The sequence below is a fragment of the Spirosoma liriopis genome, assembly GCF_023196085.1.
Taxonomy (GTDB): domain Bacteria; phylum Bacteroidota; class Bacteroidia; order Cytophagales; family Spirosomataceae; genus Spirosoma; species Spirosoma oryzicola.
Genome location: NZ_JALPRF010000002.1, coordinates 1,778,717 through 1,792,991 on the forward strand (window position 1 = coordinate 1,778,717; position 14,275 = coordinate 1,792,991).

Consider the following 14,275-nt stretch of genomic DNA (forward strand, 5'->3'; position numbering starts at 1 on the left):
TTGAGCGTTTCGGTTTTGGCTGATTATGTATTCAAACTAGATTCAGTCGTATCTTGCCACACGAAGCAATCGAACCGTACAGCACATCGGGTTGGTCGTTGACAATATCTAACGCAAAACGAGTTCGTTCACAAACCGTTCTGCATGACTCTATGAAGCAAAATATCGTTAAAACGCGGCTTAAAAACAACCAGCCAGTGCTGGGTATTCTTTCGAACAGTACCGACCCAACGGTTGCCGAACTCTGTGGTTTTTCGGGGCTGGATTTTTACATGATCGACGGTGAGCACAGCCCAGTCACAACGGCGCAGGTGCAGGACATTGTACGAGCTTGTGAGGTGAGTGGTATAACGCCCCTGGCCCGTGTTCGCAGCAACGATTCCAAACTTATTTTACAGTATCTGGATGCCGGTGTCATGGGAATCATGATGCCGGGTGTTAACTCGGTAGCGCAGGCCGAGGCTCTGGTGCAAGCCGTAAAATACCCGCCGATGGGTAGCAGGGGCTTTGGACCTGCGCGGGCTTCGGATTATTTGCTGGGTACGATGAACCAGGGTGAATACGTCGAATTTTCCAATGAGCAAACGTTGGTGCTGCCGCAGATTGAAGATCGGGAAGCGATTGATAACCTCGACGATTTGCTGACGGTCGAAGGAATAGATGGTTTTGTGATCGGACCGCGCGATCTGGCTATGTCGATGGGCTATTATGATGGTCCCGGTCATGACGAGGTTAAGCGGACGATTGCGGGCGTTGTCGAAAAGATTCGTAAAGCCGGATTAATCGCTGGGACTACAGCCGCAACGGGTGATCAGGCCCGGGCGCTGATTGATCGTGGGGTACTGTTTTGCCTGAATTCGTTTGCGGGGCTGCTCAAGTCAGCAACGACCGATTTCATGAAAGGTCGTGAGTAACAATCGATGATTTAATCGTCATTCTTGGCAGAAATGCTGCCGAAATAGGCTCAACTCGATTAAACGCAAGGAACTAGTTCACAAGTACTCATCCGTCATTTAATAAAGTCAGAACTAGGACATATAAATGATTAAATAGAAAGCAATTTGTAGGTATTCGGTAAAATAAGGTAGTCTTAAACCTTTCAGATAACTGGCAGTTAATAACCAGCACGAGACAAAACTGAATTGCCTGATGAACAAAACCGACGAAAAGGATCAAGCTGTACACCTGCCGCCGGTCTATAATAATGCACAGAAGCACGCCGTGTTTCCTAATGTTTCGCAGGATGAAAAGGCTCGCTTTAATTTTCTGACCGCCTTACAACAGCACCTTGCTTCGACGGTTGAGTTAGGAAACAAAGCAACTTTCGACAAACGGGTAAAACCCCAGTCGCTGGCGCGTACCGGTCGGGATTTTAAAACGCCGGAGCAGGTAGGGGAGGCCATGAGTCAGGACCTGTATTACCAGATGTGGAGCGCTTTACAGCGGTCCGCTCAGGAGATGATTCAGCAGGCAGGTCGTTCGGTGGTGTTGCGCCAGATTGAGAACCTGGTCGAAAAAGTTAAACAATACAACGCGCAGCGTCCCGAAACCCTCAGCCTTGATCCCTCATTGGCGATTCCTCACTATTTAACCCGCGTCGATCACCAGTGCATGCCCGGCGGTTACCATACCGAATACATCGCCGATGATGTGACGAATGCCGCTGTAGAGGAGATTACGGGATCACTGGAAATTGGTAAGGGAAGCGGTCTGTTATCCGATGGAAAGAGATATGCCGTCGTTGACTGGTTAAAAAAGAACTACCCTGATTTCAAGCCCAAACGAATTCTTGACATTGGTTGTGGTATAGGTAATAATACGTTGCCGTTGGCTGTTGGTTATCCTGAGGCTGAGGTCGTAGGCATTGATGCAAGCGCAGTAGCATTACGGTATGCTCATGCACGCGCAACGGCCCTAAAAACACCAAATGTTCGGTTTGTTCAGGCCAATGCTGAAACATTACCCGTTGATAACGGTTCATTCGATTGGGTCCAGTCAACCATGTTTCTTCACACAACGTCGGCCAGTGCTATAAACGCTGTCGTTCGCGAAACGTATCGGGTGTTGACTAGCGGTGGGCTAATGTTGCATGTCTGTCCAGCACCCTACCCACCCGGAACATCGTTATTCGAACAGTTTATGGGTAATTGGGAAACCTTCAATAACAACGAACCTTTTCTAGGAGTTTTGCATAAAATGGATCAAGTAGAGTGGATGAAATCGGCTGGTTTTCTAGAACGGAATTTACTCCAGTTTGGGCTATCAGTTGCCAGTAATAATGACAATAAAAGTCAGTCGTTAGTTGATCATTCATATGGACATGGGGTCCTGACTGCGCAAAATGCATTTGGTGCCTGGAAAGAATAAATTCTAGGGGTTATATAAATTGATCGTGATTTATATAGTGGCCTACACTATAATCATAACCTGTAATTATGATTAATGACATTCTGCTTTCGAACAATAAAGCAAAAGGCCAGCGGCCCTATTTTTTTGGTGATAAATCGGTTGAGCGGGTTTTAAATATTACAATGGCGGTTGCTGGCGAATTAGCCGTTACGCGCGAACGTTTAGACACCCTGGAACAATTATTAATTACAAAAGAAATAATTACTAAAGATGAAATTGAATCATTTCAGCCAACGCCTGAGCACGCAAAAATGCGGCAACGCTGGCATACGGAGTACGTAGCCCGTATCCTTCGTATCGTGCAACAGGAACTGGAAGCTATCCAACAACCGGCCGAAAACGATCGAAATATGGAAGAAATCCTAGAAGAATTGGGAAGAAGCTAGGAAATTAAAAGTTATACGAAACCTTTTGTTGGGTAATTAGCAGTTAATACCTATACTTGACGGTCAATATAATTTGACTGTACGTAGCGAAGAACCGCTTTATTTCGACGGGTAAACATGGTTAGGTAGACTAAGAAAGTAGCGTAACCAACTGTAGCTTTTACTGAAACCTTTCCATACTTTTTTTATTTTTTCCAACGAAAAACTTGCAAAAGGAATCCTGTAGCAAGAAGTTGACTAAAAGACTTTTGGACGATCAGTGCTTATCAATGATCTTCGTCTTTTTTGGAAAAAAATAGGCTCGTTTACTAGAATTGACCGTCTTTGTAATAAAGTTATCCTAGTTTTGCGTGGCAAAAGAAGCGGTAAACCGTATGAGGGCCATTGACCGAAACTAACAAGAAAAGTACTTGGTGAACAAAAAGTAAAATGAGTTAGTCAAGTAATTTGACCGTTCCATAAGTTTCTTTAGTGGCTTTTGGTAGAATTAAAGTTTAGTTTGAAACATTGCGTCAAAATTAATTACGTACCTATGCGAACATTTATCCAACGACACCCCCTGCGGATGCTGGCTGGACTCGTGTTGCTGAGTTTTGCTGCCCCTTACGGCACACAGGCCCAACAGGCCGACACTGTTCGGACTACTTCTCCGACAACGACAAACCAATCTTATCCACGCGAGAATATCTATCGCTTAGGGAAAGGAGTTTATACCGATACATTACGTCGAGATGAATTCAAAGCCCAAGCTAGCGATGTTGCCGAGTTGGACGATTGTGACACAACTTTCCAGACGTTCGTGTTGGTACGCAGACTCTCACCCTGGCGTATCGGTTTATTTGCTGGTCCCAACTTCGCTTATTGCGGTACTTGGGAGAACACGTTCGGACCAACCAAGCGGGATAATACATTGTACAATGGTGCTGGTTTCAACATCACGGCCAATGTAGACTATTTCTTCACGCCTGCTACCCGTCGGCTGCGTTTTGGCGTAGGAACGGCGTTTGGTTACCAGAATTACATCACTCGCAGTATCTACCGCGATTATTTGTATGGTCTGGCTGCGGCCCGCACACCAAGCGTCGGTCGTGATCAAGTGACAATCAACCAACGGGCTTCTGAAGATATGTTCCTAACGGTTGGACCGGTGCTGACGTTTACCATCGCCCGGAGCCGCAAGAACCCAGATGCAACGACGTTTATTGAAGCAGGTGCACGCGGAGGTTTGTTCCGTACGGAAGCCGCTACGATTGCCGCCTTCATCCCGTCGCAGGGTGGTGTGATCCAAAGCGGACCGCTTGTAACGGGTGGTAGCCTGATTCGCTCGGTAAATCCAAGCTCTAACCTATACCACTTAGGTGCTATCGGTAACCTGGCGATCTTCTTCCCGATTGGTCGTAACAACTGGAACATCGGTATTCAGGGACAAGGGTTCATTACCAAGCTTAACTACCTGATCGTTAACGGTCAGCAAGATCTGCTGTATGAATTCAAACGGACTCACGGTGGATTCAGCGCTGGCTTGGCCGTTCGTAAAGGATTTGTTCAGAAGAAGCTTATCCCAAAAACACCAACGGTTTGCCCAACTTGCGACTCTATCCCAGAGCTTCGTGTACAGTTCAATGGCAACTCGCTTAAAGGTGTATCGCTTGCTTATGTTGACAGCACCAACGCGCAACAACAGCAACCTGTTAACACGTCGGCAACGGCTCCCGTTATTAGCTGGCGCAGCACAACCCCTAATCCGAAAAACGAAACATTCACCGCTCGTCTGTACTACCGTCCGGATTCTGTAGTGGCTGGTGCATCGGATCAGGTAATTGCTCAACTGGAGAACACGACAGATACAACATTGACGTTCCCAACGACCTACTTCTCGAACGGTCAGGTGAACCCAGGTTTCTACTATGTAACGGTTCACAACCGTCAAACAGCTAAGTGTGGTACCTGTATGAGTGAGGTTGCAACAACAAGCTTCTCGGTGGTTCGTCCGAAGAGAGACGTGGTTGAGTGCGAATACCGTCATCGTCTGGAACGTCTGGAAGTATACTACCGGACTCCATACACTCGTGAAGTTGCTAACGTTTGTTACTGTAACGGTACAATCACTTCGGTTGGTGACACAGTTACTCGCCTACGCTACCGTGGTCTGAACCGTCGTCTGGCAACCAGCGCTATCGAATTTGATACAAACACGGTTATCCTGAACCTACGTGACCTACCAGGTGATCTAGCTCAACAGCTACAAGCTGAGAAAGCTAAAATCGAAAGCGGTAACGCGATTCGTTACAAAGGCCGTCGGGTACGCCCACAAGTTCAGTACTTCCGCGCAGTGTTCACGGTTACGAAGCTTCCATGCAACGGTCAGCCTGAACAACCAGTGGGTAGCTTCAACACGACGATTAGCGACAACAGCTACTCGATCACTGACCTGAAGCCGCTGACAGATGCTCAGAAAGCGAAACTGTTGACACCACCTGCTCCAGCTAAAAAGAAAGCGACTCGTCGCCGAGCTGGTAACAGCGGTCGTCGTTCAGACGTAATGTTCGGAGTAGAATAATCTGATCTGAACAACACAATACAAAAAAGCCGGGAGCCAACGCTTCCGGCTTTTTTGTGTATAAAAATGATTCTTCAATAAAGGACTACGTTACTAAAAATGGCTACCTAGTGATCAAAATAGGCTGCGACTGCTTACGGCTTCATTCTATACGCTGAGGCCGTAAGCAGTCGCAGCCTATCGCTGTTGAAATAAGAGTAGTAGGAAATCAGTTAAAGAATGCCTCTTATGATATCAAGCAAATTGACACCTAATCAAGACCATTGGTCGGCATTCTTCTAAGTTCTCTTGTTAGTAGCTTAGTTTTTAACCACCGTAAACGATGCAATTCCTTCGTATGATTTTACCCGCTCCATACGGGGTCCTTTAGGCTTTGCAAAAACGTAGAGTGTTGAGTTACCTCGTTGCGCGACCGGAACAGTAAGTTCATACTTGTTGCCTGATCTGCGTACAGAAACCGGCACATGCGAAGCGGTTGAACCTCCCTGACGACCAATCGAGCACATGAACTCAACGTCTTTCTCGTTTTGCAACGACAGCGTTAAGCCGTCACTAGCTCGCATCAAACCCGACTTGGGAAAGTCAGAATCGAAACCTAAGCGGAAGTAAGCGTCGTAAATTTTAGGGAACTGATCGAATTGCTTTTTGCTAACAAGTGGATCGAGAAGTTGCCAGCGTGTATCTGTTGGGAAATGGTTGGCCGCAAAAGCAACGGGTTCAGTCAAAAAAAAGAAATCATTGGGCTGTACTTTCCCGTCAGGACCGGGCTTTGCAGTTGTTTGCGCCCAGGCAAGGTCTAGCAGGTACCAATCGCCATCAAGCTGAACGGCATTCCATTCGTGATCTAGGCGTTGAATAGGCTGACCGGCTTCGCTGTCATTCGTTCGTGAGTAGCCTTTGATATTAGCGACCTGAATCCCTGTTTGATTTAACAGATGCTTGAATAGCAAAGCAAAGCCAGTACATACTGCTTTCCGACTCCGCAATACGCGGTTTGCATAATCAACCTCGGAAGAGTAGCGCTGACCACTGAATGCCGATTCGTCATACCGGATATGTGAAGTAATCCAGGCGTATACCGAACGGGCTTTTGCCAGATTCGTTCGAGCGGGTGACGTGAGGTACTCGCTAAGCGTCGTTAAGTTTTTAGCCGCCGACTCAGGTGCATTACGAGCATAGTTGTCAATCGTGCTGTAGTCGATTTCTACAAACTTCGAAGGGCGTGGAATATCCGGCCCGGTCCGAGTTGGAAAAGTAAGCGCTGTGCTGAAAAATAAAAGAAAAAAAAGTAATATAGGGCTTCCTGTGTAGTTTCGCATTCCTCGGTTCTGTCTCACAATCTGATAACACAAATGCGAAGATTTTTATTGCTACTTGTCCTGTATTGCTTTATGACACCTTCTGATGCACAACCACAACCCAGTCACGCAAGCGCGGTAGCCGTTGATGCAACCATGCATACGTACTCTGTTCGGCTACGGCCGGGACAGGATTTAAAGAAAGAGTTGGACGCGCTCGTGCAAAATCAGCGAATCGGTGCAGGAGCCATTCTGACCTGCGTTGGTAGCCTAACCCATGTGAAGCTTCGTTTAGCGAATCAGGAAAGCTTTACCGAGTGGGAGGGGCACTTTGAGATTGTGTCACTTGTCGGAACGTTATCCGCCAATGGGAGTCATGTTCATTTGTCGGTGTCAGACTCAACGGGCCGTACGCTCGGAGGGCATTTGGTGGAAGGCTGTAAGATTTATACGACTGCTGAGTTGGTAATTGGAGTTATGCCTGATCTGGATTACGTTCGGGAGCCTGATCCAACCTTTGGCTACCGTGAGTTAGTCGTTCGAAAGCGTAAACGAAAATAAGGCTGTCTATAAAAAACAAAAGCCACCCGGTAGGATGGCTTTTGGTGTATAGTAGAAATAACTTAGTTGCGCTTACTCATTTCGTCACGAATCTTGGCGGCACGCTCGTATTCTTCGTTGCCAAGCGCTTCTTCGAGCATGCGCTGTAGCTCTTCAGAAGAAGCATTTTTTAACTGATCGCCAAACGACCGGGCGGTCGAACGACTGGATGAGCGAACCAACTCTTCCTGCTCTTCTTCTTCGTCATTCGAGCTGGCCGTGATACCTGCTTCCGACAGGATCGATTCATTGGTGTAAATCGGTACATCAAAGCGAATACCTATAGCAATAGCGTCGGATGGACGAGCGTCAATAACGGATTCCCGAACACCGTCAAAGCAAACGATCTTAGCAAAGAATATACCTTCGCGCAAATCAGAAATGACGATTTCTCGTACCGTAAACTTGAATTGTTCGGCAAATTGCTTGAACAAGTCGTGCGTCATTGGCCGATTCGGTACAATCTTTTCGATCTCGATGGCAATTGCTTGAGCCTCAAACATGCCGATAATAATTGGTAGCCGACGGTTACCGTATTCTTCTCCCAATACCAGTGCAAACGAACCCGATTGCGACTGACTGGGCGATAGTCCTAATATTTCCAGTTTAATCTTGTCCACGGCGCGAATTTAGCAATTTTTAGTCGTCAGTCGTTAGTCAACAGGCGTCAGTAATCGTAAGTTTTTAATAAAAAAACGGCTTCCAACGACTATTTTCCAACGACTCCGGACTATAAAGCCTTCACCGCTTTTGTCAGACGTGGCAATACGTCGAAAACGTCGCCGACGATGCCATAATCAGCTGATTTAAAAAACGGTGCATCAGGGTCTTTGTTAATAACAACAATTACCTTCGAGGAGTTTACTCCTGCCAGATGTTGTATAGCACCAGAAATCCCACAGGCGATGTAAAGATTTGGACTAATCTTTAAGCCTGTCTGACCGACGTGTTCAGAATGGGGACGCCAATCCAAATCGGACACGGGTTTTGAGCAAGCAGTTGCCGCATGAAGTGTGTTGGCTAACTCCTCGACAATACCCCAGTTTTCCGGGCCTTTTAAACCTCTGCCCGCCGATACAACCAGATCCGCTTCGGGTAAAAGCACGTCGCCAGATGCTTTCTCGGTACTTTTCACCGAAATTACAAAATCGGCATCGCTTAGTGAAGGATTAAAAGCCTCAACAGGAGCCGTTGCCTCAGATTCTACAGGAGAAACCGTATTTTTCTTGATTGCCAGGATTTTAACGTCGGCTTTCAGGTCGTTGTACGCGAACGCTTTGCCCGTATAGATACTGCTTTTAACCCGGAACCCATTCGAAAGATCGGGTAGCTCGATTACGTTAGCGGCCAAGCCTGCTTTTAATTTACCCGCTAGTCGTGCCGTCATCGCATCAGCTAATGAGGATTTGGCCAGCACGATTACTTTTGAACCCTCCTGTTGAGCTGCCGCAGCGACGGCTGTAGCATAGGCCATTCCGTTGGGTTCGTTCAGTTTCGCATCTGCCGCATGCAGCACTTTGCCCGCACCAAAGCGGCCCGCTGACGCCAGTTCGCTGTCGTCAGCCTGACCAATGACAATTGCCGTTGCTTGCGTTCCTAGCTTTTCGGCAACTTGAGCACCGTAGAAAATAGCTTCCTGAGACGACTTTCTGATTTTGCCTTCGTCTAATTCGGCGAATATGAGAACAGACATAAATCTTGATTTTTAGTGTAAGGGTTTCGCTTTATCGACATTTTCAGTAAACCACTGGACGTCGATAAGTCGAATACTAAATTACTTTTGCTTCGTTATGGAGCAGCTGAATTAGCGTTTCGGCTTCCTCGGCCTTGATCATCTTTACAGCGCCACGGGGAGCTGGTAATTCGTAACTGGCAACGGTCGTTAGTTTGTCCGTACCCGTTGGTTCAACGAGTTTAAGGGGCTTTGTCCGGGCGGTCATAATACCACGCATATTCGGAATTTTCCATTCGGCGATGGGTTCCTGACAGCCTAATATCAACGGTAATTTAGCTTCCAGTTGCTCTTTCCCCCCTTCAATTTCGCGAGTTATTTTTGCTGTATCACCGTCTATGTCGAGTTGCATTACGGGTGATATGGAGGGGAGGCCAAGCATTTCGCCAACAATACCGTGAACCTGACCACCGTTGTAGTCGATAGACTCACGACCCATCAGGATCAAGTCGTAGCTGTTTTCTTTGGCTATGGCCGCAATCTGCTCAGCAACGAAATAAGCGTCGGTTGGTTCGGCGTTTACCCGAATGGCATCGTCAGCTCCGATCGCCAGACACTTACGAATGACAGGCTCGGCATCGGCTTCGCCTACATTGAGTACTGTTACGGAGGCTCCTGTTTTCTCTTTTAATTCGACCGCCCTAGCCAGTGCATAGTCATCGTAGGGGCCAGTAATAAATGTCACCCCTGCCTTGTTCAGCTTCGTATTATTATCCGTAAAGGCAATCTTGGTAGTGGTGTCGGGCACACTCGTCACGCACACTAAAATTTTCATGCTTATTGGGGTTTTGTTTGCGTAATCCGGTAAATCAAGGCATTTAACCTAATTGCGTATGTCAAGCGCACCACATTGATAGAAGTCAAATCCTTAACTTGGCGGCTAAATTACAAACTGTCTTAAATAAAAGTATGCAAGCATACTATTTTTTATCAGCAAATGAATAACGAACGTATCCAACAATTAATTCGATTTGTACAGGAAGAACCCAACGAGCCGTTCAATGTTTACGCGTTGGCTATGGAGTTTTTGGCTAGTCAGCCTGAGCAGGCTAGTATTTATTTTAACCAGTTACTAACTGAGCACCCGGATTATTTGCCAACGTATTATCACGCAGCAGCGCTGTACGCTAATCGTAATGAGCGTAGTAAGGCCGCCGATTTGTACGAAAAAGGCATAGAGCTGGCGCACGTGCAGAAAAATCAGAAGACGCTTCTAGAGTTGCAACGAGCTAAGCAGGCGTTCGAGGATGATGAGGATGAATGGTAGGCTCCTGCCAGCGAATCGATAGCTGGACGGTAGCCTTTGCGCAAGACGTTACCGGCGTTGTTTCTTCTGCTGGACATACTCCTGCTTAAACAGCACAGGTATAACTGCTTGTTCAGGAACGGTATAGGTCATGGCCAGATAAGTAGCGTTGGCCAGCTTGGGGACGTAGACAAAACCGCGTACGGATTCACCGGGAGCTAGCGTATTTGCGCGCAGTGCCAATTCACGCCAACGATACTCTTCATAATCGTAGCGTTGCATCCGGTCGGCGAAAGTGCTGTGATCAATAGCGCGCTTAACGGCAATACCCTGGTAAGCCAGGTAATGCGCAGCTTGTTTGTTCGCGTATTCATGGTATGAACGGCTGTTGCCTGATGAGGATACGTCGGAAGCGATAGCTGCTACCATCAGAACGGTATTGAAAATTTTCGCCCGTTTCAAGCGCTTCTCTTCCTGTTTTCGTTTCAGCTTGACACGTCCGGCTTCGTAGTTTGGATCGGCAGCGGATCGTTGTAAGGCAAGCGCCGTATTGGTAGGCTCGGATAGGGTATCTTGGCTGGCACCGAGGGCGACAAAATGAAAATCGGCTGGATTAACCTCGATGGAATGATCAGTTCGATTTTTTACCTCGATGTCCAACGTAATAAACTCCATATCTTCCCGCTCAAACGAAGCGACAACACCGATGCCATTTTGCTCGGCTTTAGTGACCGGACGACCGTCAATCGTGATCACATCACCCGTGACGGGTTCGAGTCGGTAGGAGGAAGTAACGGAAGGTGCACAACCAATCAGCGTACCTGCCAGCATACCAACAGCGAGGATCGCTTTTAGAGAGGAAAAAGATTTCATACGCACAACTATTAGCTGTCAAACCATCACGTTAACCGACGTAAAGGTAGATATTTCAATGATTCTAATCAGCTGATATACGGTTAGTTTCGTAGACGGTATTTTATTTTCTGCCATTCTCCTTTACTTTTCGAAAGGAGATAAAACTTAGGAATGCATAGAATGTTCCGAAAGTTGTATCTTTATTCGCCACATAACAAAACCATTCTAAGGTATGAAGATTTTTACAAGTAGTTTGTTGATTACGACACTAGGGTTAACGGTTAACGCCTTAGCCCAGAGCCAGATCGTTACACCGGACAATCAGGTTGTTAGCTTTCAATCGGCGAATGGAACCAACAATCTCTTCATTGGCCAAAGCACAAGCGCTATTATCGGAGGCACCTATAACACATTTATGGGTAGTCAGTCTGGCCAAAGTAATACGACGGGTTCTTATAACACCTATTTTGGCTACAAAGCGGGTTATCCGAACACAACGGGAAGCCACAATACATTTGTTGGTTACGAAGCGGGTAAACTGAATACAGATGGCGACGACAACGTTTTTATCGGATACAACGCCGGGCAGACCAACCAACGTGGCCGTCGCAATCTGATTATTGGTCCCAATGCTGGATTTGGAGCCGCTGATGGCGATGACAATACCCTTATTGGGGCTAATGCAATTGGCGGGGGCGTAGGCTTATCGAATGCAACGGCTATCGGCGCCAACGCTCGGGTACTTACCAGCAATGCGATGGTGTTAGGTAATAACGTCAATGTGGGTATTGGTACGTCAACGCCTAGCAACCGACTCGAACTGACGGCGGGCGTCGATGGGCGCAGCGGTCTGCGATTAACGAATATGACGGCTAATTCGCCAGCCTCTGAAACGAGTGTCGGTAAGTTCTTAACCGTTGATGCCAAAGGCGATGTCACATTAGCGGGACGGCTCTCGGCAGTTGCGATGCAGGTACAACCTACTTCAGAGCGTCAATGGGCGGATTACGTTTTTGCGCCCAGCTACCAGCTTCAGCCACTGGCGGAAGTGGAGCAGTATGTTCAGCGGAATAAACACTTACCGGGTATTCCAAGTGCCCAAGAGATGGTAAAACAAGGTGTTGACTTAACAACATTATTGGCTACGCTGGTGCAGAAAAACGAAGAGCTAACCCTGCACCTGATCGATCAGCAGAAGCGTATTGAGCGATTAGAAAGACAAAACCGGCAACTGCTGAAAAAGAAGAAATAAAGCGTAGTCTGTCATCAAAAACGGAAAGGGCGGTCGAAATTCACTATTGGAGAATTTCGACCGCCCTTTCCGTTTGGGGAGCATAAGAAGACAACTACTGACCGGCTTGAACCGCCAGCCAGATGTTCCAGATGCCTAGTACGGCAGTAACCAGAACAACCAGCCCCATGGCCAGATTCTGCGCCGGCGAATTACGGTGATCGCCTAATAACGACCGATTGTTAACGGCGGCAAACAAAAAGATCGTTACGAAAGGGAGTAAAATGCCGTTGATCGCCTGCACCGCTACGATTACCGGGATCGGTGTCACGTTAAGCAAGCCAAAGGTTAATCCAGTTGCCATGACAGCAATCCAGATGCCTCGGTAAGCAACCGAATTTTTACGGATTCCCAGTAAACTCTGCGCCGTTACCGAAGCCGCCAAAGGAGCCGTCAGCGATGACGCAAATCCAGCGGCAAATAAACCAAAAGCAAATAACAAGCCCGCCCAGGAGCCAAGACGGTCGGTCAAGACCTGCGCCATGTGCGGATAGGAAAAATCGTTGGGGATAAGCAGCCCCGCCAGTAGCAATACGACCGAAATAATACCACCTAATACCACCGCAACCCAAATGCCGAGCCGCATCTCACTCAATGATTGACCCGGTACAATACTGGAGCCGAAGAACAGGTTATAAGGAACAATGGTTGTGCCGATTAAGCCGTTGATCAGCAATAATGAGCCATCCGGAAGAGCGGGAGTTACTAACGCTTTAGTCAGTTCGATAGGGGTAACCGGCGTACCGAAGGCAACATATACGAAAGCGCCCCCCATGGCAAAGACAATCAAACCCAAAAAATTGGCCAGGCTCTGCGTTGATCCGATCCAAAGGAGAGCGATACAGACTAGCCCAACCACGACTGTCAGTGTCGGAATTGGGAAACCCGTAAGCAAGGCTAGCCCCGATACCGCGCCGAGAATATTACCTGCCTGATAAGCTGCACAGCCCAAAAAAATGGCTAGAAACAAAGCCCACGCGATCCGGCGACCTTTTGCGCCCGCGTAGGTTTGTGTAATGACCTGCCCCAGATCGCTACCGGTAGCAATTGTGATACGGGCGGCTGCTTCCTGCAACCAGACGGTACCTAGCGTAGCGAAAGTTAAAACCCATAGTAACTGAAGCCCGTATTTTGATCCGGCAATAGCACAGGCAGTGACGGAGCCAGGACCAATAAAAGCAGCTGAAATAACGGACCAGAACAATACGCTGCCAAGGCCAGCACGCAGGGAAAGGGATTTGGGCACGGGGGTATAAAAAGTGATGACTGCGCAAAATGCCAATTTTTTCGGCACTTTACACAGTCATCACCTGACAAAATTTGGCCGTGCCGGACTACGACAGGTATTTGCGTAGCATCCAGGCCATAGCTTCGTGGGCTTCCATCAGACCGGTCAGGAAGTCAGCAGTACCCGCGTCATTCAATTCTTCGTCGCATTTGTCTACGTCTTCACGGAGTTCGCGAACGATTTGCTCGTGGTCAGCTAGCAGATTTTTGAACATATCAGGTGTGCCGTTTGGCGTACCCGTATCTTCTTTCAGACTGGTGTTGTGGATAAATTCAGCCATCGTTGCCAACGGCTTGCCACCTAACTGACGGATACGTTCAGCTACCTCGTCGATTTCGGCTTCAATCGCTTTGTACTGCTTCTCGAAAAACTTATGGTACTCCATGAAGTTCGGGCCAGCAACATTCCAATGATATTTGCGGGTTTTGATGTACAGGACGTGTAGATCAGACAGGAAGTCGTTCAGTAATATATTGTCCTGTTTGAGGACATCTTCTTCTAAACCGATATTGGGCTGCATAATAACGTGAGTTGGTTGTGTTGTTAAGTTCGTTGCAGAATGCGTGATGCAAACTACTTAGCAGAATAACTGACAAGTAAACGGTTTGTT

General features: G+C 47.5%; 14 protein-coding genes. 7 read left to right on the top strand and 7 right to left on the bottom strand.

The window, feature by feature from the left end; all coding sequences use genetic code 11:
- Window positions 1-152: 152 nt before the first annotated feature.
- The 4 genes from M0L20_RS16350 (at window position 153) to M0L20_RS16365 (ending at window position 5,355) form a co-directional block, all read left to right on the top strand.
- On the top strand, window positions 153-914 hold the full coding sequence (locus tag M0L20_RS16350; RefSeq protein ID WP_248477984.1) for an HpcH/HpaI aldolase family protein: 762 nt from the start codon (window positions 153-155) through the stop codon (window positions 912-914).
- 235 nt (window positions 915-1,149) lie between these two features.
- The gene (locus M0L20_RS16355; protein WP_248477985.1) at window positions 1,150-2,367 is read left to right on the top strand and encodes a class I SAM-dependent methyltransferase; all 1,218 of its coding nucleotides are present in this window, start codon (window positions 1,150-1,152) and stop codon (window positions 2,365-2,367) included.
- 68 nt (window positions 2,368-2,435) lie between these two features.
- A complete protein-coding gene (locus tag M0L20_RS16360) occupies window positions 2,436-2,795 on the top strand; it encodes a hypothetical protein (protein WP_232561984.1) in 360 nt (119 codons plus the stop codon).
- A 565-nt stretch (window positions 2,796-3,360) separates the two neighbouring features.
- Window positions 3,361-5,355, top strand: a complete 1,995-nt coding sequence (locus tag M0L20_RS16365) for a hypothetical protein (protein ID WP_248478100.1) — start codon at window positions 3,361-3,363, stop codon at window positions 5,353-5,355.
- Between the two features lie 299 nt (window positions 5,356-5,654).
- Here M0L20_RS16365 and M0L20_RS16370 read toward each other — a convergent pair whose 3' ends face one another.
- On the bottom strand, window positions 5,655-6,674 hold the full coding sequence (locus M0L20_RS16370) for a transglutaminase domain-containing protein (RefSeq protein WP_248477986.1): 1,020 nt from the start codon (window positions 6,672-6,674) through the stop codon (window positions 5,655-5,657).
- 72 nt (window positions 6,675-6,746) lie between these two features.
- Between M0L20_RS16370 and M0L20_RS16375 the strand changes: the two genes are divergently transcribed.
- Window positions 6,747-7,214: a PPC domain-containing DNA-binding protein gene (locus M0L20_RS16375; protein ID WP_248477987.1), complete on the top strand. Its 468-nt coding sequence runs from the start codon at window positions 6,747-6,749 to the stop codon at window positions 7,212-7,214.
- Between the two features lie 62 nt (window positions 7,215-7,276).
- On the opposite strand, the gene M0L20_RS16380 is transcribed toward M0L20_RS16375, so the two are convergent.
- The 3 genes from M0L20_RS16380 to M0L20_RS16390 form a co-directional block, all read right to left on the bottom strand.
- Entirely contained in the window at window positions 7,277-7,873 is a 597-nt protein-coding gene (locus tag M0L20_RS16380) for a bifunctional nuclease family protein (protein WP_232561987.1), read from the bottom strand.
- A gap of 110 nt (window positions 7,874-7,983) precedes the next feature.
- Window positions 7,984-8,946, bottom strand: a complete 963-nt coding sequence (locus M0L20_RS16385; RefSeq protein ID WP_232561988.1) for an electron transfer flavoprotein subunit alpha/FixB family protein — start codon at window positions 8,944-8,946, stop codon at window positions 7,984-7,986.
- A 76-nt stretch (window positions 8,947-9,022) separates the two neighbouring features.
- Window positions 9,023-9,760, bottom strand: a complete 738-nt coding sequence (locus M0L20_RS16390) for an electron transfer flavoprotein subunit beta/FixA family protein (RefSeq protein ID WP_232561989.1) — start codon at window positions 9,758-9,760, stop codon at window positions 9,023-9,025.
- 162 nt (window positions 9,761-9,922) lie between these two features.
- Here M0L20_RS16390 and M0L20_RS16395 point away from each other — a divergent pair, with 162 nt between their 5' ends.
- The gene (locus tag M0L20_RS16395) at window positions 9,923-10,252 is read left to right on the top strand and encodes a tetratricopeptide repeat protein (protein WP_248477988.1); all 330 of its coding nucleotides are present in this window, start codon (window positions 9,923-9,925) and stop codon (window positions 10,250-10,252) included.
- A 48-nt stretch (window positions 10,253-10,300) separates the two neighbouring features.
- On the opposite strand, the gene M0L20_RS16400 is transcribed toward M0L20_RS16395, so the two are convergent.
- Window positions 10,301-11,104 (bottom strand): hypothetical protein, encoded by an 804-nt coding sequence (locus tag M0L20_RS16400; RefSeq protein ID WP_248477989.1) that lies wholly within the window; start codon window positions 11,102-11,104, stop codon window positions 10,301-10,303.
- 214 nt (window positions 11,105-11,318) lie between these two features.
- Here M0L20_RS16400 and M0L20_RS16405 point away from each other — a divergent pair, with 214 nt between their 5' ends.
- Window positions 11,319-12,338, top strand: coding sequence for a hypothetical protein (locus M0L20_RS16405; protein ID WP_248477991.1), 1,020 nt, complete (start codon window positions 11,319-11,321; stop codon window positions 12,336-12,338).
- A 94-nt stretch (window positions 12,339-12,432) separates the two neighbouring features.
- Here M0L20_RS16405 and M0L20_RS16410 read toward each other — a convergent pair whose 3' ends face one another.
- Window positions 12,433-13,623, bottom strand: coding sequence for an Nramp family divalent metal transporter (locus M0L20_RS16410; RefSeq protein ID WP_248477993.1), 1,191 nt, complete (start codon window positions 13,621-13,623; stop codon window positions 12,433-12,435).
- A gap of 88 nt (window positions 13,624-13,711) precedes the next feature.
- Window positions 13,712-14,185, bottom strand: a complete 474-nt coding sequence (locus tag M0L20_RS16415) for a Dps family protein (protein ID WP_232561993.1) — start codon at window positions 14,183-14,185, stop codon at window positions 13,712-13,714.
- Window positions 14,186-14,275 lie beyond the last annotated feature (90 nt).